Raw genomic sequence first — 18,664 nt, 5'->3', positions numbered from 1 at the left:
TTGCGCAGCCGATAGTGTGGTCGCTCGTCCGAGACGCCCCGCTGCCCCCACGGGTCGCAGGCGTCCACCGCAGTCCACCGAACCGGGGCCCGTACCTCGATGTCCGTGCACAGTCACCCGGCAGCTCATCACGACAGCGCTGCCGCACCTGAGTTCCCGCGCCATGTGGTGACCGCGGTCCTCGTCTCCCACGACGGCGCCCGCTGGCTGCCCGACGCGCTCGCCGGGCTGCTCGGCCAGGAGCGACCCGTCCAGTACGCGATGGGCGCCGACACCGGCAGCGCGGACGCCTCCGCCCAGCTGGTCACCGACGCCCTCGGCGCCGACCGCGTGCTGCACCTCGCCCGCCGCACCGGCTTCGGCCAGGCTGTCGAGGAGTGCGGCCGCACCGCCCCGGCCCTCACGCCCGAGCAGCTTCCGTACCTGAAGCGGCCCAGCGGCTGGGACCCGGTCACCCGCTCCTGGCGCGACGACGCCTACGACATGCCCGAGCTCCCGCACGGAGAGCCGGTGCAGTGGCTGTGGCTGCTGCACGACGACTGCGCCCCGGAGCCCGACGCCCTGGCCCAGCTGCTGCGGGTCGTGGACAACGAGTACGAGCTGGGCCGCGAGGACGTGGCCGTCGTGGGCCCCAAGCTCCGCGGCTGGTACGACCGGCGGCAGCTGCTTGAGGTCGGCGTCAGCATCGCCAACTCCGGCCGCCGCTGGACCGGCCTGGACCGCCGCGAGCAGGACCAGGGCCAGCACGACCAGGTCCGGCCCGTGCTGTCGGTGTCCACCGCCGGCATGCTGATCCGCCGCGACGTCTTCGAACAGCTCGGCGGCTTCGACCGCCACCTGCCCCTCATGCGTGACGACGTCGACCTGTGCTGGCGCGCGCACGCGGCGGGTTACCGCGTCCTGGTCGCCCCCGAGGCCGTCGTCCGGCACGCCGAGGCGGCCTCCCGCGAGCGCCGCACGGTCGACTGCGTGGGCCGCACGGCCGCATCCCCGCACAAGGTCGACAAGGCCGGCGCCGTCTACACCCTGCTCGTCAACGCGCGTACGGCCGTGCTGCCCTGGGTGCTGCTGCGGATCGTGCTCGGCACGCTGCTGCGGACCGTCGCCTACCTCGTCGGCAAGGTCCCCGGACAGGCCGTCGACGAGATCCGCGGCCTCATGGGCACGCTGCTCAGGCCCGAGCGGATCCTCGCCGGGCGGCGCGGCAGAGGCACGCCCCGGATCGACAAGGACGAGCTGCGGCCGCTGTTCCCGCCGCCCGGCGCGACCGTCCGCATGACCGTCGAGCAGGTTGCGAGCAACGTCGTCGGCCGCTCCGACTCCGAGGTCGCCTCCGGCGCCGGACGGCACGGCGGTGCCGTCGAGTCCGGCCCCGGCGGCGACGACGCCGACTTCCTGGAGATCGAGCAGTTCGCCCGGCTCAAGCGCATCGCGCGCAAGCCTGGCCCGGTGCTCTTCCTGGTGCTGCTGCTCGTCTCCCTGGTCGCCTGCCGCGAACTCCTCGGCGGCGGCGCGCTCGCGGGCGGCGCCCTGCTGCCCGCCCCGGCCGACTCCTCCGAACTGTGGGCGCGCTACCTGGACGCCTGGCACCCGGTCGCCGCCGGCGGCACCTCCTCCGCGCCGCCGTACCTCGCGCTCGTGGCCATGCTGGCGTCCCTGTTGTTCGGCTCCACCGGCCTCGCCGTCACGCTGCTGCTCGTCTGCTCGGTGCCGCTGGCCGGTCTCACCGCCTACTTCGCCTCCCGCCCGCTGGTCCAGTCCCGGCTGCTGCGCGCGTGGGCGGCCGTCGTGTACGCCTTCCTGCCCGCCGCCACCGGCGCCCTCGCCGGCGGCCGGATCGGCACCGCCGTCCTGGCCGTGCTGCTGCCGCTCATCGCCCGCGCGGGCATCGCCGCCAGCGGCCTGGCGAACCCCTCGGGGGCGCGCGGCAGTTGGCGCGCCACCTGGGCGTACGCACTGCTGCTGACCATCACCACCGCGTTCACCCCGATCGTGTGGCCCATCGCGCTGCTCCTCGGCGCCGGGCTGCTGGTTCTGCGCCGGTCCGACATCACGGCGTACGGGCTGCGGTTCCTCGCCCAGCTCGGCACGCCTCTGCTGGTCCTCGCGCCCTGGTCGCTGTCGCTGCTCCCGTTCGGCTTCTTCCGGGAAGCCGGTCTGGAGTACCGCCCCTCGGCCGCCTCCGCCCTCGACCTGCTCGGCGCCAGCCCAGGCGGCCCCGGCACCGTCAGCGGCCTCATGCTGATCGGCATCGTGCTGGCCGCACTCGCCGCCCTGCTCCGCTCGGAACGCCGGCTGGGCATCTGGACGGCCTGGACGGCCGTCCTGACCGGCTTCGTCTTCGCGGTCCTGTCCAACGGCTCCACCTGGTCCGGCCCCGCGACCCTCGTCTACGGCATCGCCCTGCTGGCGGCCGCCGCGCTCGGCGCCGACGGGGCACGCGCGCGCGTGGCCGAGCAGAGCTTCGGCTGGCGCCAGCCGGTCGCCGTGCTGATCGCCTTCGCCTCGGCCGCGGGCCCGCTGCTCGTCGCCGCGGGCTGGATGATCCGCGGCGCCGACGGCCCCCTGGAGCGGCGCGATGCGACCCAGGTCCCCGCGTTCGTCGCCGAGGAGAGCGGCAGCAGCGACCAGGCCCGCACCCTCGTCCTCGACAGCGACTCCGCCTCCCACGTCGGATACATGCTGGTCCGCGGCTCCGGCGCCCGCCTCGGCGACGGCGAGATCGCCGCGGCCGACGGCGAGAACGGCAGGCTCGACAAGGTCGTCGCCAACCTCGTCGCCGGCTCCGGCGCCGACCAGGCCGACCAGCTCGGCGGCTTCGCCGTGCGCTACGTGCTCGTCCGCCAGGGCGCGCCCCGCGATGTCACCCGGGTCCTGGACGCCACGCCCGGCCTGACCCGGCTCAGCCAGCAGGACGGCGGCGCGCTGTGGCAGATCGACCAGGAGGTCGCCCGCGCCACCATCGTCCCCGCCTCAGGCTCCGGCACCCCCCAGCCCGTCGCCGCCGGGCCCGTCGACATACACACCACGATCCCGACCGGCTCCGACGGACGCTTGCTGCGGCTGGCCGACACCGCCTCCGACGGCTGGACCGCCACGCTCGACGGCAAGCCGCTGACCCGCACCACGGTCGACGGCTGGGCCCAGGGCTTCGAACTCCCCGCCACCGGCGGCAGGCTCGACGTCACCTACGACGACCCGGTCGGCCACACCGCGTGGCTGTGGGCGCAGGGCCTGATCGCCGTCGTACTCGTCGTGCTCGCCCTGCCCGGCCGGCGCCGCGACATCGACGACGACCTGCCCGAGGAGCCGGCCGTCCCGGCCCAGCCGGTCGCGGGCGAGGGCCGCCGAGCCCGCCGCCTGCGCGCCCAGGCGGAGGCGGAGGTCGAAGGGGCGGCGCAGCCCGAGGAGTTCCCGCCCCCACAGCCCGAGCAGCCGCCGGCACCCGTGCCCCAGCAGCAGAGCCACGGGCAGTGGGACGGCGCCGGCCATCAGAGCGGCGAGTACGCGAACTACGGCGACCAGTACCAGGGCGCCCAGTACCCGGCGGACGCGTACGGACAGCAGTATCCGGCGGATCCGTACCAGGGCGGCCAGTACGACCCGTACGCGTACGGCGGCCAGCCCCAGAACCCGTCGTACGACCAGCAGGGCTACGACCGGACGGGCTACGACCAGGCCTACCCCCAGGGCTACGGCACGCCGTACGACCCGGCGCAGCCGCACCACCCCCACGGCACGGGCAGTGAGCGTCCCGACGGGAGCCAGCAGTGAACCGCACGACCCTGTCCCTGATCGCCGGCGCGAGCGCGCTCGCCGCCGTCACCGGCTTCGCCGCGCTGTCCGCGCCGGATACCCCGGGCGCGGAATCCACCGCCAAGGCGGCCGCCCAACTGCCCGTCGAGCGCACGAGCCTGCTGTGCCCCGCGCCCAGCATGTCCGACATCGCGGAGACGTCCTACACCTCCTTCACCCCCGTCACGAAGGGCACTGGGAGCGGCGGCAAGGCCGAACTCCGGGCGGCCGCCCAGGAATCGCGAGACGGCTCGGGCGTGGGCGGCGACAAGGGCAAGGACGACGGGAAGTCCGGCGAGCGGAAGACCGGGAAGCCCATGCCGACCTCCAAGGAGCCCGGCAAGCCGGTCACCGGTGACAGCTCGGGCGCCGAATCGCCCGCGCTGGTCGGGACCGCGGACGGCAGGTTCGCGCCCGGCTGGACCGTCCAGGAGACCACGGAGGTCGCCGCGGGGACCGGCCGCGGCCTCCAGGGCGTCAACTGCGCGGCTCCGGACACGAGTTTCTGGTTCCCCGGCGCCAGCACCGCGGCCGGCCGCACCGACTACGTCCATCTGACGAACCCCGACGACTCGGCCGCCGTCGTCGACATCGAGCTCTACGGCAAGGACGGCGCCCTCCAGTCCACGGTGGGGGAGGGCATCACGGTCCAGCCGCACTCCAGCGAGCCGGTCCTGCTGTCCACCCTCACCGACGAGGAGCAGACCAACCTCACCGTGCACGTCAACGTCCGCAGCGGCCGGGTCGGCGCCGCCGTGCAGGCCCTGGACGACAAGCTCGGCGGCGACTGGCTGGCCGCGTCCACGGACCCGTCGGGCAGCCTCGTCCTGCCCGGCATCCCCAAGGACGCCACCTCCGTGCGCCTGGTCGCCTTCACCCCCGGCGACGCCGACGCGGACCTCAAGCTGCGCCTCGCCTCCCCCTCCGGGCTGATCACCCCGGCCGGACACGAGACGGTGCACGTCAAGGGCGGCATGACCACCGCCGTGGATCTGGGCGACGTGACACGCGGTGAGGCGGGCTCCCTGGTGCTGACGCCGACGGACCAGCCCGTGCCGGTCGTGGCCGCCCTGCGGGTCGTACGCGGCAAGGGCGACAAGCAGGAGACGGCGTTCATCCCGGCCACCCGCCCCGTCGGCACGCGCGCGACGTCCGCGGACAACAGCGCCAAGGGCAGCACGCTCTCCCTGACGGCCCCCGGCCGCGCCGCCACGGTCGAGGTCACCGCCTCGGCGGGCAGCGGGGGCGGCACGCCGGTGTCGAAGACGTACACGATCAAGGCGGGCACGACGCAGGACATCGAACCCCCGGTCCCCGGCGGCCTGAAGGGCACGTACGCGCTCACGGTCGAGACGAAGTCCGGCGGCCCGGTCTACGGCGCCCGCACCCTGACGGCGACGGAGGGCGATGTGCCGGGCTTCACCGTGCAGACGCTCCCCGACGACCGAGGGATGGTCGCGGTACCGGAGGCGGAGGAGGATCTCTCGGTGCTGCAGAGGTAGCTCTGACCGCTGCCGGCCGTCTCAGCCCTGGTCCTCGCCGTACCGCGGATCCACCGTCTCCGGCGTCAGCCCCAGCAACTCGGCGACCTGCTCGACGACGACCTCGTGCACCAGCGCCGCCCGCTCGTCGCGCCCCTTGGTGCGGATCTCGACCGGCCGCCGGTAGACCACCACGCGCGCGGGGCGCCCCTCGCGGGCGCTGATCGTGCCGCCCAGCGGAACCGCCTCGTCGTTCCAGGCCTGGCCGGGCCCGTCGAGCCGCGGCACCTCCAGCACCAGGAAATCGATGTCGGCGAGCTGCGGCCACCGCCGCTCCAGGCGCTCCACGGAGTCCTGCACCAGATCCGCGAATGCCTCCGCACGGCTGGCGGCGAGGGGCACCTGCGGCGGTGCGATCGGGCCGCGCATGCCCCGGCCGTGGCGGTCACGGCGGCGGGGCCCGGGGGCGGCGGCTCGGGGCGTTACGGGCTTGTCCATCACTGGTGAAGGGTAGTCCCCGCCGCGCCTCTGCGCCCGGCACCGCAGGGCGCTACGGACGGCTTCCGGCCGACCGGTGCGGCATGTCGTCGCATGACCATTCCAGCCAAGGTTGGGCTCGATTCCGTATCCCGCCGAGACCGGCGACCTCACGGCAATTGAGGGTTTTGTGACGACTCTTGACCGCTTGAGGGACCGTTCGGCACCCCGGACGACGGTGTCCGGGCAGGTCAGCGGGGTGTGCCGGAAGGGGGGTGTGGGGCGTTTCACAGCACGACACGGGGGAGTGACCTGGTGGAGAGTCGTCGCGGCCCGCTCAAGAGTGCGGTACCGTCCAACGTCGTGAGCCCTGTACGTCGCTGTTCGCGCACCGCCTGCGGCCGTCCCGCCGTCGCGACGCTGACGTACGTCTACGCCGACTCGACCGCGGTCCTCGGCCCGCTCGCCACCTACGCCGAACCCCACTGCTACGACCTGTGCGCCGAGCACTCCGAGCGCCTCACCGCCCCGCGCGGCTGGGAGGTCGTCCGGCTCCTCGACGGTTCGGCCCCGGCGCGCCCCAGCGGTGACGACCTGGAAGCGCTTGCGAACGCCGTGCGAGAAGCGGCCCGTCCCCAGGAGCGGGCGGCCGGGGCCGGCGGCGGCGGGCGCGCGGCCGACCCGATGGAGGTCGCCCGACGAGGGCACCTGCGCGTCCTCCGGTCGCCCGACAACTGACCGCACCCCCGGTTCCTCCCCGCGCACACCCATTGACGCGGGTTTGGCGCGGACATGACCATTCCGTTCTGAGGTCGCGAGAAAACGCTTTCGCATGACGGAAACCGGGGAGGCGCCCGTGTACGTCCAGGAACTGGAACCCGTCGCCGGCTCACTGGGCCTGTCCGCCCTCGTGGCGGCCCTGCCTCTCGTGATCGTCCTGGTCCTGCTCGGCGGCGTCCGCATGAAGGCGCACCTGGCCGGCCTGACCGGCCTCCTCGCCGCCGTTCTCGTCGCCCGGCTCGCCTACGGCATGCCCCTGGGGCAGACGCTCTCCAGCGCCGCTCAGGGTGCCGTGTTCGGCCTCTTCCCCATCCTGTGGATCGTCGTCAACGCCTTGTGGGTGTACCGGATGACCGTCCGCACCCGGCACTTCGACATCCTGCGCCGGTCCTTCGGTCGGCTCTCCGACGACCCCCGCATCCAGGCACTCGTCATCGCCTTCTGCTTCGGGGCGCTGCTGGAGGCGCTCGCCGGCTTCGGGGCGCCCGTCGCGATCAGCGCGGTCATGCTGGTCGCCCTCGGCTTCGAACCGGTGCGCGCCGCCGTGGTCGCCCTGGTCGCCAACACCGCGCCCGTTGCCTTCGGCGCGATGGGCACCCCGGTCGTCACGCTCGCCCAGGTCACCGGACTCCCGCTGGACTCCGTGGCCTCCGTGGTGGGCCGTCAGACGCCGCTGCTGGCCCTCGTGGTGCCCCTCGTGCTGGTCTGGCTGGTGGACGGTCGGCGCGGGTTGCGCGAGACCTGGGTACCGGCCCTCGCCTGTGGAGTCGCCTTCGCCGTCGCCCAGTTCGCAGCTTCCAACTACGTCTCCGCCCAACTCGCCGACATCGGCGCCGCCCTGGCGGGCGCGGGCGCCCTGGCCGCCGTGCCGCACGCGCGCGTGCCCGCCGCCGCGTCCGTACGCGCCTCCGTGCTGACCGGCGCACGCAGCGAGGAACTGGACGAGGAGGACCCGCCCCGCGAGGTTCTGCGCGCCTACGCCCCCTACGCGCTGATCGTTGTGATCTTCTCCGTCGCCCAGATCCCGGCCGTCAAGGGCCGGTTGGACAAGGCCACCCAGACCTACGACTGGCCCTTGCTGAACGTGCTCGGCTCCGACGGCGAACCGGTCGGCGGCAACGTCTTCACCTGGCCGATCGTGTCGACCGGCGGCACGCTCGTGCTGCTCGCCGGTATCTGCACGGCCGTCGTCATCGGCGTGCACGCGCGCGTGGCGGTGAAGGAGTGGCTCGCGACCGTCCACGAACTGCGCTTCGCGATCCTGACGGTGACGTCCGTACTGGCGCTCGCGTACGTCATGAACCTCTCCGGGCAGGCGGCGACCATCGGCCACTTCGTGGCGGCGGCCGGAGCCGGGCTCGCCTTCCTCTCACCCGTCCTCGGCTGGTTCGGCGTCGCCGTGACGGGATCGGACACCTCCGCCAACGCCCTCTTCGGCGCCCTCCAGGTGACCGCCGCCCGTGAGTCGGGACTGTCGCCCGACCTGCTGGCCGCCGCCAACAGCTCCGGCGGCGTCCTCGGCAAGATGATCTCCCCGCAGAACCTCACCATCGCCTGCGCGGCCGTCGGACTCGCGGGCCGCGAGGGAGATTTGCTGCGCAAGGTGCTGCCGTGGAGCCTGGGCCTGCTGCTGGTGATGTGCCTGATCGCGGTCGGCCAGAGCACGCCCGTCCTGGGCTGGATGCTGCCCTGACCTGAGGTTACGGCTGGGAGCCCTCTTGGTGTCCGCCCAGCGCGCTGTCAGTGGCCGGGGGTAGTTTGTGCGGACCGACAGTACTTTTCAGGAAGGTTGGCCGTGGCTGCTGATCTGTCGCAGGTCGTGAAGGCGTACGACGTACGCGGGGTCGTCCCCGACCAGTGGGACGAGTCCCTGGCCGAGCTCTTCGGAGCGGCCTTCGTGCAGGTCACCGGCGCGAGCGCCATCGCGACCGGACACGACATGCGGCCCTCCTCACCCGGCCTGTCGCGGGCCTTCGCGCGCGGGGCCGCGGCGCTGGGCGCCGACGTGACCGAGATCGGCCTGTGCTCCACGGACCAGCTCTACTACGCGTCGGGCGCGCTGAATCTGCCGGGCGCCATGTTCACCGCCTCGCACAACCCGGCGCAGTACAACGGCATCAAGATGTGCCGCATGGGTGCCGCCCCGGTCGGCCAGGACACCGGTCTCGCCGAGATCCGCGAACTGGTCGAGCGCTGGAGCGAGTCGGGTGCCCCCGAGCCGGTCGCCACGCCCGGGACCATCGCCAGCCGCGACACGTTGTCGGACTACGCGGCGCACCTGCGCTCCCTGGTCGACCTGACCTCCATCCGCCCCCTGAAGGTCGTCGTCGACGCGGGCAACGGCATGGGCGGCCACACGGTCCCCGAGGTCTTCACCGGGCTGCCCCTGACGCTGGTCCCGATGTACTTCGAACTCGACGGCACCTTCCCCAACCACGAGGCCAACCCCCTCGACCCGGCCAACCTCGTCGACCTCCAGAAGCGGGTCCGGGAGGAGGGCGCCGACCTGGGTCTCGCCTTCGACGGCGACGCCGACCGCTGCTTCGTCGTCGACGAGCGCGGTGAGCCGGTCTCCCCGTCGGCGATCACCGCCCTGGTGGCCTCCCGCGAACTGGCCAGGCACGGCGGCAAGGGCACGATCATCCACAACTTGATCACGTCCTGGTCGGTCCCCGAGGTCGTCGCGGAGAACGGCGGCACCCCGGTCCGCACCCGCGTGGGCCACTCCTTCATCAAGGCGGAAATGGCGCGCTCGGGCGCGATCTTCGGCGGCGAACACTCCGCGCACTACTACTTCCGCGACTTCTGGAACGCCGACACCGGCATGCTGGCCGCCCTCCACGTCCTGGCGGCCCTCGGCGGCCAGCCGGGCACTCTCTCCGCCCTCGTCGCCCAGTACGACCGCTACTCCGGCTCCGGCGAGATCAACTCCACCGTCACCGACCAGGCGGCCCGCCTCGCCGCGATCCGCTCCGCGTACGAGAACCGCGAGGGCATCACCCTCGACGAGCTGGACGGCCTGACCGTCTCCGCCACCGACTGGTGGTTCAACGTACGCCCCTCCAACACGGAGCCGCTGATCCGCCTGAACGCGGAGGCGAGGGACGCGGAGACGATGGCCAGGGTGAGGGACGAGGCACTGGCGATCATCAGGGGCTGAGGCACGGACCGGGTCCAGTGGGGCGGAGCCCCCTGGCGGGGTGTGTGAGGTCAAAGGGGCGAAGCCCCTTCACCCACCCCGCCCTCTCAGCAGCACCTGCCAACCACCCCCGCCCCAGCCCCACCGGCGGTACCCTGACCAGGCACATCCGCACCGCTCCAAGGACCGACCCGCACCCCGCCCGACCCCCGAAGGGACCCCGCATGGCACTCGAAGCCGGCCTTCTCGAAATCCTCGCCTGCCCGGCCTGCCACGCTCCCCTCAAGGAGCAGGACACCGAACTGCTCTGCACCGACCAGAACTGCGGCCTGGCCTACCCCGTCCGCGACGGCATCCCCGTCCTCCTGGTCGACGAGGCCCGTCGCCCCGCGTAGGCCCCGCCCGGGCAGACACACCCGTGTGAACCCCCGGTGCACATAGCCCCCGGCACAACGGGCACCGACGTAGGACACCCCAAAAAGCGGGGCCCGGAACGGACCCCGGCCATCGGAGGCTGCCGCCCATGCTCGACGAATCGCTGCTCGACTCCCCGGAGGGCCTCTCCGAGGCCGACCACCGCGGGCTGCTCCGCGGCGCCGCAGAAGCCGGCGCCCGCGTCCGCACGGCCGCCCGCCACTCCGCCGAGGCCGGCATCAACGACCTCAAGCCGGATGGCCGCCCCCGCGCCGTCCTCATCGCCGGCCCGGGCGCCGCCGCCACCCACGCCGCCGACCTCATCGGCACCCTCGCCGGCGCCGGCAGCCCGGTCACGCGGCTGCCCCCCACCGGCGTCGCCCCCGCCGCGGGTGCCCTGCGCTGGGAACTGCCCGGATGGGTCGGCTCCGTCGACCTCCTCCTGATCACCACCCCGGACGGCAGCGAACCCGGCCTGTCCCTCCTCGCCGAACAGGCCTACCGCCGCGGCTGCAATGTCGTCGCCGTGGCCCCCAGCCGCTCCCCGCTCGCCGACGCGGTGAACGGCTCGCACGGCCTGTTCGTCCCCATGGCGACCGCCCCGTACGACCAGGACGAGCCCCTCGCCGCCTCCGCCCCCGGCGTCCTGTGGGCGCTGCTCACCCCACTGCTCGCGCTGCTGGACCGTACGGGAGTGCTCGCCGCCCCGCCGGACGCCCTCGGCAAGGTCGCCGACCGCCTCGACGCCGTCGCCGAACGCTGCGGCCCCGCCATCGCCACCTACAGCAACCCGGCCAAGACCCTCGCCGCCGAACTCGCCGACGCGCTCCCGATCGTCTGGACCGAGGGCACCTCGGCCGGCCCGGCGGGCCGCCGTTTCGCCGCCGCGCTCGCCGAGCTGTCCGGCACCCCGGCGGTCGTCGCCGAACTCCCCGAGGCCCTCGCCGCACACAGTGCCCTGCTCGCCGGCCCACTGGCCGCCAGCGCCGACCCCGACGACTTCTTCCGCGACCGCGTCGAGGAACCACCCGCCCTGCACGCCCGCGTGGTGCTCCTCCGCGACCGCCCCATCGGCGGCCTCACCGCCGCCCCCGGCGCCCGCGACCTGGCCCTCAGCCACGACACGCCGATCAGCGAACTGGAACCGGAGGAGGGCGGCGAGCTGGAGACCCTCGCGGAACTGATCGCCACCACGGATTTCGCCGCGGTTTACCTGGCGCTCGCTTCGAGGGCCTGATCATGTTCGGGACACCCTGACGCGCCAGCCGCCCGAACACGCAAGAGAGACCCCCATGGACCGCCTCGACAACACCATCCGCCCCTACGCCTGGGGTTCCCCCACCGCCATCCCGCATCTGCTCGGCACCGACCCGACCGGCGAGCCGCAGGCGGAGATGTGGATGGGCGCCCACCCGGGCGCGCCCTCACGCACCGACCGGGGCACGCTCGTCGAGGTCATCGACGCCGACCCGGAAAAGGCACTCGGACCGGCCGCAGTCGCCAAGTTCGGCCCCCGCCTGCCCTTCCTCCTCAAGATCCTCGCCGCCGGCGCCCCGCTCTCGCTCCAGGTCCACCCCGACCTGGAGCAGGCCAAGGAGGGCTACGCGGGCGAGGAGCGCCGCGGCATCCCGGTGGACGCCCCGCACCGCAACTACAAGGACGCCAACCACAAGCCCGAACTGATCTGCGCCCTCACCGAGTTCGACGGCCTGTGCGGCTTCCGCGACCCGCTCGCGGCCGCCGGCCTGCTCGACGACCTGGGCGTCGACTCCCTCAAGCCGTACGTCGACCTGCTGCACGCCCACCCCGAGGACGCCGCCCTGCGCGAGGTCCTCACGGCGATCCTCACCGCCGACCGCGAGGAGATGTCCCGCACGGTGGAGGAGGCGGCTGCCGCCTGCACCCGCCTCGGCGGCGCCTACGCCCCCTACGCCGACATCGCCCACCACTACCCGGGCGACCCCGGCGTCATCGCCGCCATGCTGCTGAACCACGTCCGGCTCCAGCCCGGCGAGGCCCTCTACCTCGGCGCCGGCGTCCCGCACGCCTACCTGAACGGCCTCGGCGTCGAGATCATGGCCAACTCCGACAACGTCCTGCGCTGCGGCCTGACCCCCAAGCACGTCGACGTCCCCGAGCTCCTGCGCATCGTCCGCTTCCGGCCCAGTGACCCCGGCGTCCTGCGCCCCGAGGCCTCCCCGGACGGCGAGGAGCTCTACGAGACCCCGATCGACGAGTTCCGCCTCTCCCGCTTCGTCCTCCCCGAGGCCGGCGCCACCCACGACCTCACCCGCCCGACCCCGCAGATCCTGCTCTGCACGGCAGGCACCGTCCGCGCGGGCGAGCACGACCTGACGGCCGGCCGGTCCGTCTTCGTCCCGGCCGGCGAAAAGGCCGAAGTGTCCGGAACGGGAACGCTTTTCCGGGCCACCGTCGTCGCCTGACCGTTTCGACGACCCCCGGGTGGTGACCTGAAGCACCGCGGCCCGAGCGGGCTGCAACAATGGCCCACCGTCAAGCACGGGCAAAGCCACGGGTGCCGCACCAAGGCGGCATCCCGGCCCTGGAACGGCGTACGAAGGGACAACGCGAACATATGAGCGCGTCAGGCGGCACCAAGGCGATCGTGGCGGCACTGGTCGCCAACCTCGCGATCGCGGTAGCGAAGTTCGTGGCGTTCATCTTCAGTAACTCGTCGTCGATGCTCGCCGAGTCCGTCCACTCGCTCGCCGACTCCGGCAACCAGGCACTGCTCCTGGTCGGCGGCAAGAAGGCCAAGCGCGAGGCCACCCCGCAACACCCCTTCGGCTACGGCCGCGAGCGCTACATCTACGCCTTCCTCGTCTCCATCGTCCTCTTCTCGGTCGGCGGCATGTTCGCCCTCTACGAGGGCTACGAGAAGATCAAGCACCCGCATGAGCTGACGCACTGGTACTGGCCCGTCGGCGTCCTGGTCTTCGCGATCATCGCCGAGACCTTCTCCTTCCGCACGGCCATCAAGGAGTCAAACGTCCTGCGGGGCAAGCGCTCCTGGAAGGAGTTCGTCCGCCACGCCAAGGCCCCCGAGCTCCCGGTCGTCCTCCTGGAGGACCTCGGCGCCCTCGTCGGCCTGATCCTCGCCCTCGGCGGCGTCGGCCTCGCCCTGCTCACCGGCGACAGCGTCTGGGACGGCATCGGCACCCTCTGCATCGGCATCCTGCTCATCCTGATCGCCCTGGTCCTCGCCGCCGAGACCAAGTCGCTGCTGCTCGGCGAGTCCGCCGGCGTCGAGGAGACCCAGAAGATCGAGGCCGCCGTCGTCGACGGCGACACGGTCACCCGCATCATCCACATGCGCACGCTCCACCTCGGCCCCGAGGAACTCCTCGTCGCCGCCAAGATCGCCGTCCGCCACGAGGAGACGGCCACCGAGATCGCCGCCGCCATCAACGCCGCCGAGTCCCGCATCCGCGAGGCCGTCCCGATCGCCCGCGTGATCTACCTCGAGCCGGACATCTACAGCGAGGCCGAAGCCGCCAAGGGCTCCGACCCCGAGGCAAGCCCCGGCGGCCCCACCCCGCACCCCGCCGACCACTGACCCATCCGTACGACTCCTCCGGTCACGGGGCCCGCCGAACCACTCGGCGGGCCCCGCAGCCTTCCACCGCCCCCGCACCTCACCGACAGTCCCACCCCCGCCCGTCACGGGATCGGCTCGATGTGTTTCCCTGCGGACTGGGGATCGCAGGCGCCCCCGGTGTAGCTTGGGACGGAGCCAGACGTCGCTGCTGATGGCGGTCGGGCGGTCCCACCGCGGACCGGCCGAGGGAGAGAGGGCCTCCGACGGACTGCGCTGCGCACACGCGGGCATGCCTGTGTCCTCTTTCGGGCACCCCTGTGTCCGCCGCCGCGCAGACCAGCCGTACACACCTCGACCCAATCCCGAGGAGCAGCTCTCAATGACGACTGTCGAAAACCGACAGGACTTCAAGGTCGCCGACCTCTCCCTGGCCGAGTTCGGCCGTAAGGAGATCACCCTCGCCGAGCACGAGATGCCGGGCCTGATGGCGATCCGCAAGGAGTACGCCGAGGCGCAGCCCCTGGCCGGCGCTCGCGTCACCGGCTCCCTGCACATGACCGTGCAGACCGCCGTGCTCATCGAAACCCTGGTCGCCCTCGGCGCACAGGTCCGCTGGGCCTCCTGCAACATCTTCTCCACCCAGGACCACGCCGCGGCAGCCATCGCCGTCGGCCCGAACGGCACGCCCGACAACCCGCAGGGCGTCCCGGTCTTCGCCTGGAAGGGCGAGACTCTGGAGGAGTACTGGTGGTGCACGGAGCAGGCGCTGACCTGGCCGGACAGCCCCACGGGCGGTCCGAACATGATCCTGGACGACGGCGGTGACGCCACCCTCCTCGTGCACAAGGGTGTCGAGTACGAGAAGGCCGGCAAGGTCCCTGCCGTCGACACCGCCGAGAACGACGAGCACCGTGTCATCCTCGAACTCCTGAACCGCACCATCACCGACGGCTCCCAGAAGTGGACCCAGCTCGCCTCGGAGATCCGTGGCGTGACCGAGGAGACCACCACCGGTGTCCACCGCCTGTACGAGATGCAGCGCGACGGCGTCCTGCTGTTCCCGGCGATCAACGTCAACGATGCCGTCACGAAGTCGAAGTTCGACAACAAGTACGGTTGCCGCCACTCGCTGGTCGACGGCATCAACCGTGCCACCGATGTCCTGATCGGCGGCAAGACCGCGGTCGTCTGCGGGTACGGCGACGTGGGCAAGGGCTGTGCGGAGTCTCTGCGCGGGCAGGGCGCCCGCGTGATCGTCACCGAGATCGACCCGATCTGCGCCCTTCAGGCGGCGATGGACGGCTACCAGGTCACGACGCTGGACGAGGTCGTCGAGACGGCCGACATCTTCATCACCACGACCGGCAACAAGGACATCATCATGGCCGGTGACATGGCCAGGATGAAGCACCAGGCGATCGTGGGCAACATCGGCCATTTCGACAACGAGATCGACATGGCCGGCCTCGCGAAGATCCCCGGTATCGTCAAGGACGAGGTGAAGCCGCAGGTCCACACGTGGACCTTCCCCGACGGCAAGGTGGTCATCGTCCTGTCCGAGGGCCGTCTGCTGAACCTGGGCAACGCCACCGGTCACCCGTCGTTCGTGATGTCCAACTCCTTCGCGGACCAGACGCTGGCCCAGATCGAGCTGTTCACCAAGCCCGACGAGTACCCGACCGGCGTCTACGTGCTGCCCAAGCACCTCGACGAGAAGGTCGCCCGTCTCCACCTGGACGCGCTCGGTGTGAAGCTGACCACGCTCCGCCCCGAGCAGGCCGAGTACATCGGCGTACAGGTCGAAGGCCCGTACAAGCCGGACCACTACCGCTACTGAGCCGAGCAGCACAGCGCTGCCGGTCAGGTCCTACGAGGCAGGCCCCCGCACCCCCGTGCCGGGGGCCTGCCCCGTTTTGACGGACCAGCGACCCGGCCCAGCCCGTCAAGACCCAGGACCCCCATGCCCCGCGGCCGTTATTCGCTCCACGATCCGCACGATCACACCTCCCTCGCAGAAGAGCACTTCCACTGCGCCATCGGCCCCTCCGGCTGGCGCTACGTCTCCCAGCTGACCACCCCCTCGGGCGATCACCACGGCTCCGTCGACCTCACCCTCGACGAAATCGGCCGCCCCATCCGCCTCGAACTCCACGCCGCCGCCTGGCAGGTCCGCGGTGCCGCCCTCGACGGCGTCACGTGGGTCCGCACCGACCCGACCGGAGCCGACGCCACCGAAGGCAATGTGCGCGCCCACGCCTTCACCGGCACCTCCCCGGCGTTCCTCGTCGCCACCACTCGTCTCCTGCGCCTCACCCCCTCCTCAGCCGGCACCCGCGTACGCCTCGTCGCCTTCACGGATCCGGTCCTCGCCCCGCGCACCGTGGACCAGTCGTGGACCTTGCTGAAAAGAGAAGCACACGCCACTGACAACGGCCCTCTGACCGTGGACGAATACCAGGTCACAGCCCTGGACACGGGCGAACAGCACTCCGTGCACATCGCCGGTGACGTGGTGCTCGCGGCCCCGGGCATCGAGCTGGAAGACCTCGAATCACCGCCGTCGGTGTTCCCCTGAGGGCGACCCCCGGTGAACGGGCAGCCCCGCCCTCCCCTACGCCGGCGGCACGAACCCGGTCCCCGGACGATCGCCCGCCGGCACCTCGTGCGACTGCTCGGGCCGAGCCCCGTCGGACGACTCGACAGCCGCGCCGGGCGGCACGACCGGCGGCCCGTACGCAGCGGACCCCGCGCCCGCAGCCGAAGGGGTCTCAGTAACCGAAGCCGCGTTGGCAGCCGGAGCGGCCTCGGCCGCCGACGGGGTCGACGAGGCCGACCCGCTCCCGAAAGCCCGCCGAGCCTCTCGCGACTGCCGTTCATGCACGACCGCCGCCAGATACGCCGCCGGCGGAACACCCTGCGGCACCGGAACCCCCGTACGGTCGGCCAGATCCGACGCCAGCCGCTCCGCCATGGACCAGCCCACCTGCGGGTCCAGCTGCTGCATACGCGTCAGGTACTGACGGACGGCGAGCCACAGCCCGTCGGGCACCGCAGACAGATCGAGCCCCGAGAACCGCCCTGCCAGCCAGGGCGGAGGAGGCGGCACGAAGCCGGTCCGCGCGACCGGAATCCGTTCCCTTACGACGAGAGTCCCCGCGAACACATCCCCCAGCCGCCGCCCACGCGCCGACACGAACGAGGCGATACACGCGACGACTCCGAAGGTCATGAGGATCTCGATCACCCCGATCAAGCCCCTCACCAGCGCATGCCGGAACCGGATCGGCCCCCCGTCGTCCCGCACCACACGCAGACCGCACGCCACCTTCCCGAGCGAGCGCCCATGACTCAGCGTCTCCACCGCGATCGGCCCGCCCACCAGCACGAGAACGAACGTCGCGATCGACAGCGCCGTCTGCGCCGCCTCGTCCAGCGAGGCCGTGGAAACCACGATCGCGATGGTCACCGCCACGTAGACGGCCACGGCCACCACAAGATCCAGCAACACGGCCAGCGCCCTGCTGGGCAACCTCGCGGGGCGCAGCTCCAGCGCCACAGCCTCGCCCGTCACCAGCTCACTCACGCCCGCCGTCCTTCCCCTGCCCTGCCCCCGACAGGGCCAGTCTGCCAAGCTGAGGGCGCATCGCGCCGCAGTACGACAAGCTGATCCACGACGAGCCGCCGACGAACAGCCGAGGAGCAGGCACACCGATGGACCTCGACGTCTTCGTCTCCGCCCACCGAGCGGAGTGGGACCGCCTCGAAGCTCTGCTCCGTCGCCAGCGCCGCCTCAGCGGTGCCGAAGCCGACGAACTCGTCACCCTCTACCAACGCGCCGCCACGCACCTCTCCCTGATCCAGACCAGCGCCCCCGACCCCCAGCTGACCGGCCGGCTCAGCCAACTCGTGGCACGTGCGCGTAGTGCCGTGACAGGCACCCGACGCGCCTCCTGGCGCGACGTCACCCGCTTCCTCGTCCACGGCTTCCCCGCGGCCGTCTACAAGTCACGCCACTGGTGGGTACCCACCGCACTGCTGTCCACGGCGGTCGCGGCGCTCATGGGATGGTGGATCGGCACTCACCCCGAAGTGCAGGCCTCCATCGCGACCCCCAGCGAACTACGCGAGCTCACCCGCCCCGGCGGCCAGTACGAGACGTACTACTCCAGCCACCCGGCCGCCAGCTTCGCCGCCCAGGTCTGGACGAACAACGCCTGGGCCGCAGCCCTGTGCCTGATCCTCGGCGTCTTCCTCGGGCTCCCAGTCATCTGGATTCTCTTCCAGAACATGCTCAACCTGGGCATCGGCGTCGGCCTGATGTCCTCGGCCGGCCGCCTCGACACGTTCCTCGGCCTGGTCCTCCCGCACGGCCTGCTCGAACTGACCGCCGTCTTCGTGGCCGCCGGCACCGGCCTGCGCCTCGGCTGGACCCTCATCGACCCGGGCCCCCGCACACGACGCACAGCTCTCGCGGAAGAGGGACGTGCCGCCATCGGCATGGCCATCGGCCTGGCGGTGGTCCTCTTCGTCTCCGGCGCCATCGAAGGCTTCGTCACCCCGTCCGGCCTCCCCACCTGGGCCCGCATCACCATCGGAGTCGTCGCCGAACTGGCCTTCCTCGCCTATGTCTATGTCCTGGGCGGCCGCGCCGCCCGCGTCGGCGAGACCGGCGATGTGGAGGCGGCGGAACGAAGCGCCACCGTCCCGACCGCTGCCTGAACGGCCCTGCGGCCGCCGGATGTGCGACCACGTCCGTTCAGCTGCTAGTCTCCTCTTCGCCCCGCAGGAGCCGTTGACACGGCGCATGCGGGGAGGTAGATTCGAACAGTTGCCTGGACAAGGGGTTCAGCCCCAGATCGGTGACAGTGAGCATCTGTCTGCTTCATGAAACGCTGATTTCATTGAAGCCCCTCCCGATGAATCGGAAATGAGCGGCCGGGTAATCCGGCCCGAAACCTCTGATAAAGTCGGAACCGCCGGAAAGGGAAACGCGGAAGCGGAAACCTGGAAAGCACCGAG

General features: G+C 72.1%; 14 protein-coding genes. 12 read left to right on the top strand and 2 right to left on the bottom strand.

All coding sequences use genetic code 11. The features are described from left to right. Positions 1-99: 99 nt before the first annotated feature. Together AOQ53_RS34950 and AOQ53_RS34945 are read left to right on the top strand one after the other, a co-directional pair. Positions 100-3,774 (top strand): glycosyltransferase family 2 protein, encoded by a 3,675-nt coding sequence (locus AOQ53_RS34950; protein WP_078945648.1) that lies wholly within the window; start codon positions 100-102, stop codon positions 3,772-3,774. Beyond that, positions 3,771-5,297 carry a DUF5719 family protein gene (locus tag AOQ53_RS34945; protein WP_059423556.1) on the top strand — a complete coding sequence of 509 codons (1,527 nt, stop codon included), beginning with the start codon at positions 3,771-3,773 and terminating at the stop codon, positions 5,295-5,297. Before AOQ53_RS34950 ends, AOQ53_RS34945 begins: the two co-directional genes overlap by 4 nt. Positions 5,298-5,318: 21 nt before the next feature. Here the strand turns inward: AOQ53_RS34945 and AOQ53_RS34940 are convergent, their stop codons facing one another. Further along, positions 5,319-5,774: a metallopeptidase family protein gene (locus tag AOQ53_RS34940; protein ID WP_078885356.1), complete on the bottom strand. Its 456-nt coding sequence runs from the start codon at positions 5,772-5,774 to the stop codon at positions 5,319-5,321. A gap of 294 nt (positions 5,775-6,068) precedes the next feature. On the opposite strand from AOQ53_RS34940, the gene AOQ53_RS34935 reads away from it, so the two are divergent. The 9 genes from AOQ53_RS34935 (at position 6,069) to AOQ53_RS34900 (ending at position 16,220) form a co-directional block, all read left to right on the top strand. Further along, positions 6,069-6,491 carry a DUF3499 domain-containing protein gene (locus tag AOQ53_RS34935; protein ID WP_010034669.1) on the top strand — a complete coding sequence of 141 codons (423 nt, stop codon included), beginning with the start codon at positions 6,069-6,071 and terminating at the stop codon, positions 6,489-6,491. A gap of 118 nt (positions 6,492-6,609) precedes the next feature. Then, positions 6,610-8,226 (top strand): L-lactate permease, encoded by a 1,617-nt coding sequence (locus AOQ53_RS34930; protein WP_059423549.1) that lies wholly within the window; start codon positions 6,610-6,612, stop codon positions 8,224-8,226. A gap of 102 nt (positions 8,227-8,328) precedes the next feature. Then, on the top strand, positions 8,329-9,693 hold the full coding sequence (locus AOQ53_RS34925) for a phosphomannomutase/phosphoglucomutase (RefSeq protein WP_059423547.1): 1,365 nt from the start codon (positions 8,329-8,331) through the stop codon (positions 9,691-9,693). A 203-nt stretch (positions 9,694-9,896) separates the two neighbouring features. Then, entirely contained in the window at positions 9,897-10,067 is a 171-nt protein-coding gene (locus tag AOQ53_RS42175; RefSeq protein ID WP_078945647.1) for a Trm112 family protein, read from the top strand. 128 nt (positions 10,068-10,195) lie between these two features. Next, positions 10,196-11,323: an SIS domain-containing protein gene (locus AOQ53_RS34920; protein ID WP_059423544.1), complete on the top strand. Its 1,128-nt coding sequence runs from the start codon at positions 10,196-10,198 to the stop codon at positions 11,321-11,323. A gap of 55 nt (positions 11,324-11,378) precedes the next feature. Next, positions 11,379-12,530 carry a mannose-6-phosphate isomerase, class I gene (manA, locus tag AOQ53_RS34915; protein ID WP_059423541.1) on the top strand — a complete coding sequence of 384 codons (1,152 nt, stop codon included), beginning with the start codon at positions 11,379-11,381 and terminating at the stop codon, positions 12,528-12,530. 152 nt (positions 12,531-12,682) lie between these two features. Further along, positions 12,683-13,663: a cation diffusion facilitator family transporter gene (locus AOQ53_RS34910; RefSeq protein WP_059423540.1), complete on the top strand. Its 981-nt coding sequence runs from the start codon at positions 12,683-12,685 to the stop codon at positions 13,661-13,663. A 361-nt stretch (positions 13,664-14,024) separates the two neighbouring features. Beyond that, positions 14,025-15,482 (top strand): adenosylhomocysteinase, encoded by a 1,458-nt coding sequence (gene ahcY / locus AOQ53_RS34905; RefSeq protein WP_059423538.1) that lies wholly within the window; start codon positions 14,025-14,027, stop codon positions 15,480-15,482. 123 nt (positions 15,483-15,605) lie between these two features. Next, entirely contained in the window at positions 15,606-16,220 is a 615-nt protein-coding gene (locus tag AOQ53_RS34900) for a hypothetical protein (protein WP_059423537.1), read from the top strand. A gap of 36 nt (positions 16,221-16,256) precedes the next feature. On the opposite strand, the gene AOQ53_RS34895 is transcribed toward AOQ53_RS34900, so the two are convergent. Next, the gene (locus tag AOQ53_RS34895; RefSeq protein WP_059423535.1) at positions 16,257-17,228 is read right to left on the bottom strand and encodes an RDD family protein; all 972 of its coding nucleotides are present in this window, start codon (positions 17,226-17,228) and stop codon (positions 16,257-16,259) included. Between the two features lie 128 nt (positions 17,229-17,356). Between AOQ53_RS34895 and AOQ53_RS34890 the strand changes: the two genes are divergently transcribed. Then, positions 17,357-18,364 (top strand): stage II sporulation protein M, encoded by a 1,008-nt coding sequence (locus tag AOQ53_RS34890; protein WP_059423533.1) that lies wholly within the window; start codon positions 17,357-17,359, stop codon positions 18,362-18,364. Positions 18,365-18,664: the final 300 nt, after the last annotated feature.

Source organism: Streptomyces azureus (genome assembly GCF_001270025.1).
In the GTDB taxonomy this organism is placed as follows: Bacteria; Actinomycetota; Actinomycetes; order Streptomycetales; family Streptomycetaceae; genus Streptomyces; species Streptomyces azureus.
Note: the sequence above shows the minus strand (reverse complement) of the source record. Positions and strands in the feature narration are given on the sequence as shown.

Bases quoted from the DNA above. Each gene is read 5' to 3' on its own strand.
- manA (WP_059423541.1), top strand. From the start codon at position 11,379: ATGGACCGCCTCGACAACACCATCCGCCCCTACGCCTGGGGTTCCCCC.
- ahcY (WP_059423538.1), top strand. From the start codon at position 14,025: ATGACGACTGTCGAAAACCGACAGGACTTCAAGGTCGCCGACCTCTCC.
- AOQ53_RS34950 (WP_078945648.1), top strand. From the start codon at position 100: ATGTCCGTGCACAGTCACCCGGCAGCTCATCACGACAGCGCTGCCGCA.
- AOQ53_RS34890 (WP_059423533.1), top strand. From the start codon at position 17,357: ATGGACCTCGACGTCTTCGTCTCCGCCCACCGAGCGGAGTGGGACCGC.
- AOQ53_RS34910 (WP_059423540.1), top strand. From the start codon at position 12,683: ATGAGCGCGTCAGGCGGCACCAAGGCGATCGTGGCGGCACTGGTCGCC.
- AOQ53_RS42175 (WP_078945647.1), top strand. From the start codon at position 9,897: ATGGCACTCGAAGCCGGCCTTCTCGAAATCCTCGCCTGCCCGGCCTGC.
- AOQ53_RS34900 (WP_059423537.1), top strand. From the start codon at position 15,606: ATGCCCCGCGGCCGTTATTCGCTCCACGATCCGCACGATCACACCTCC.
- AOQ53_RS34920 (WP_059423544.1), top strand. From the start codon at position 10,196: ATGCTCGACGAATCGCTGCTCGACTCCCCGGAGGGCCTCTCCGAGGCC.
- AOQ53_RS34940 (WP_078885356.1), bottom strand. From the start codon at position 5,774: ATGGACAAGCCCGTAACGCCCCGAGCCGCCGCCCCCGGGCCCCGCCGC.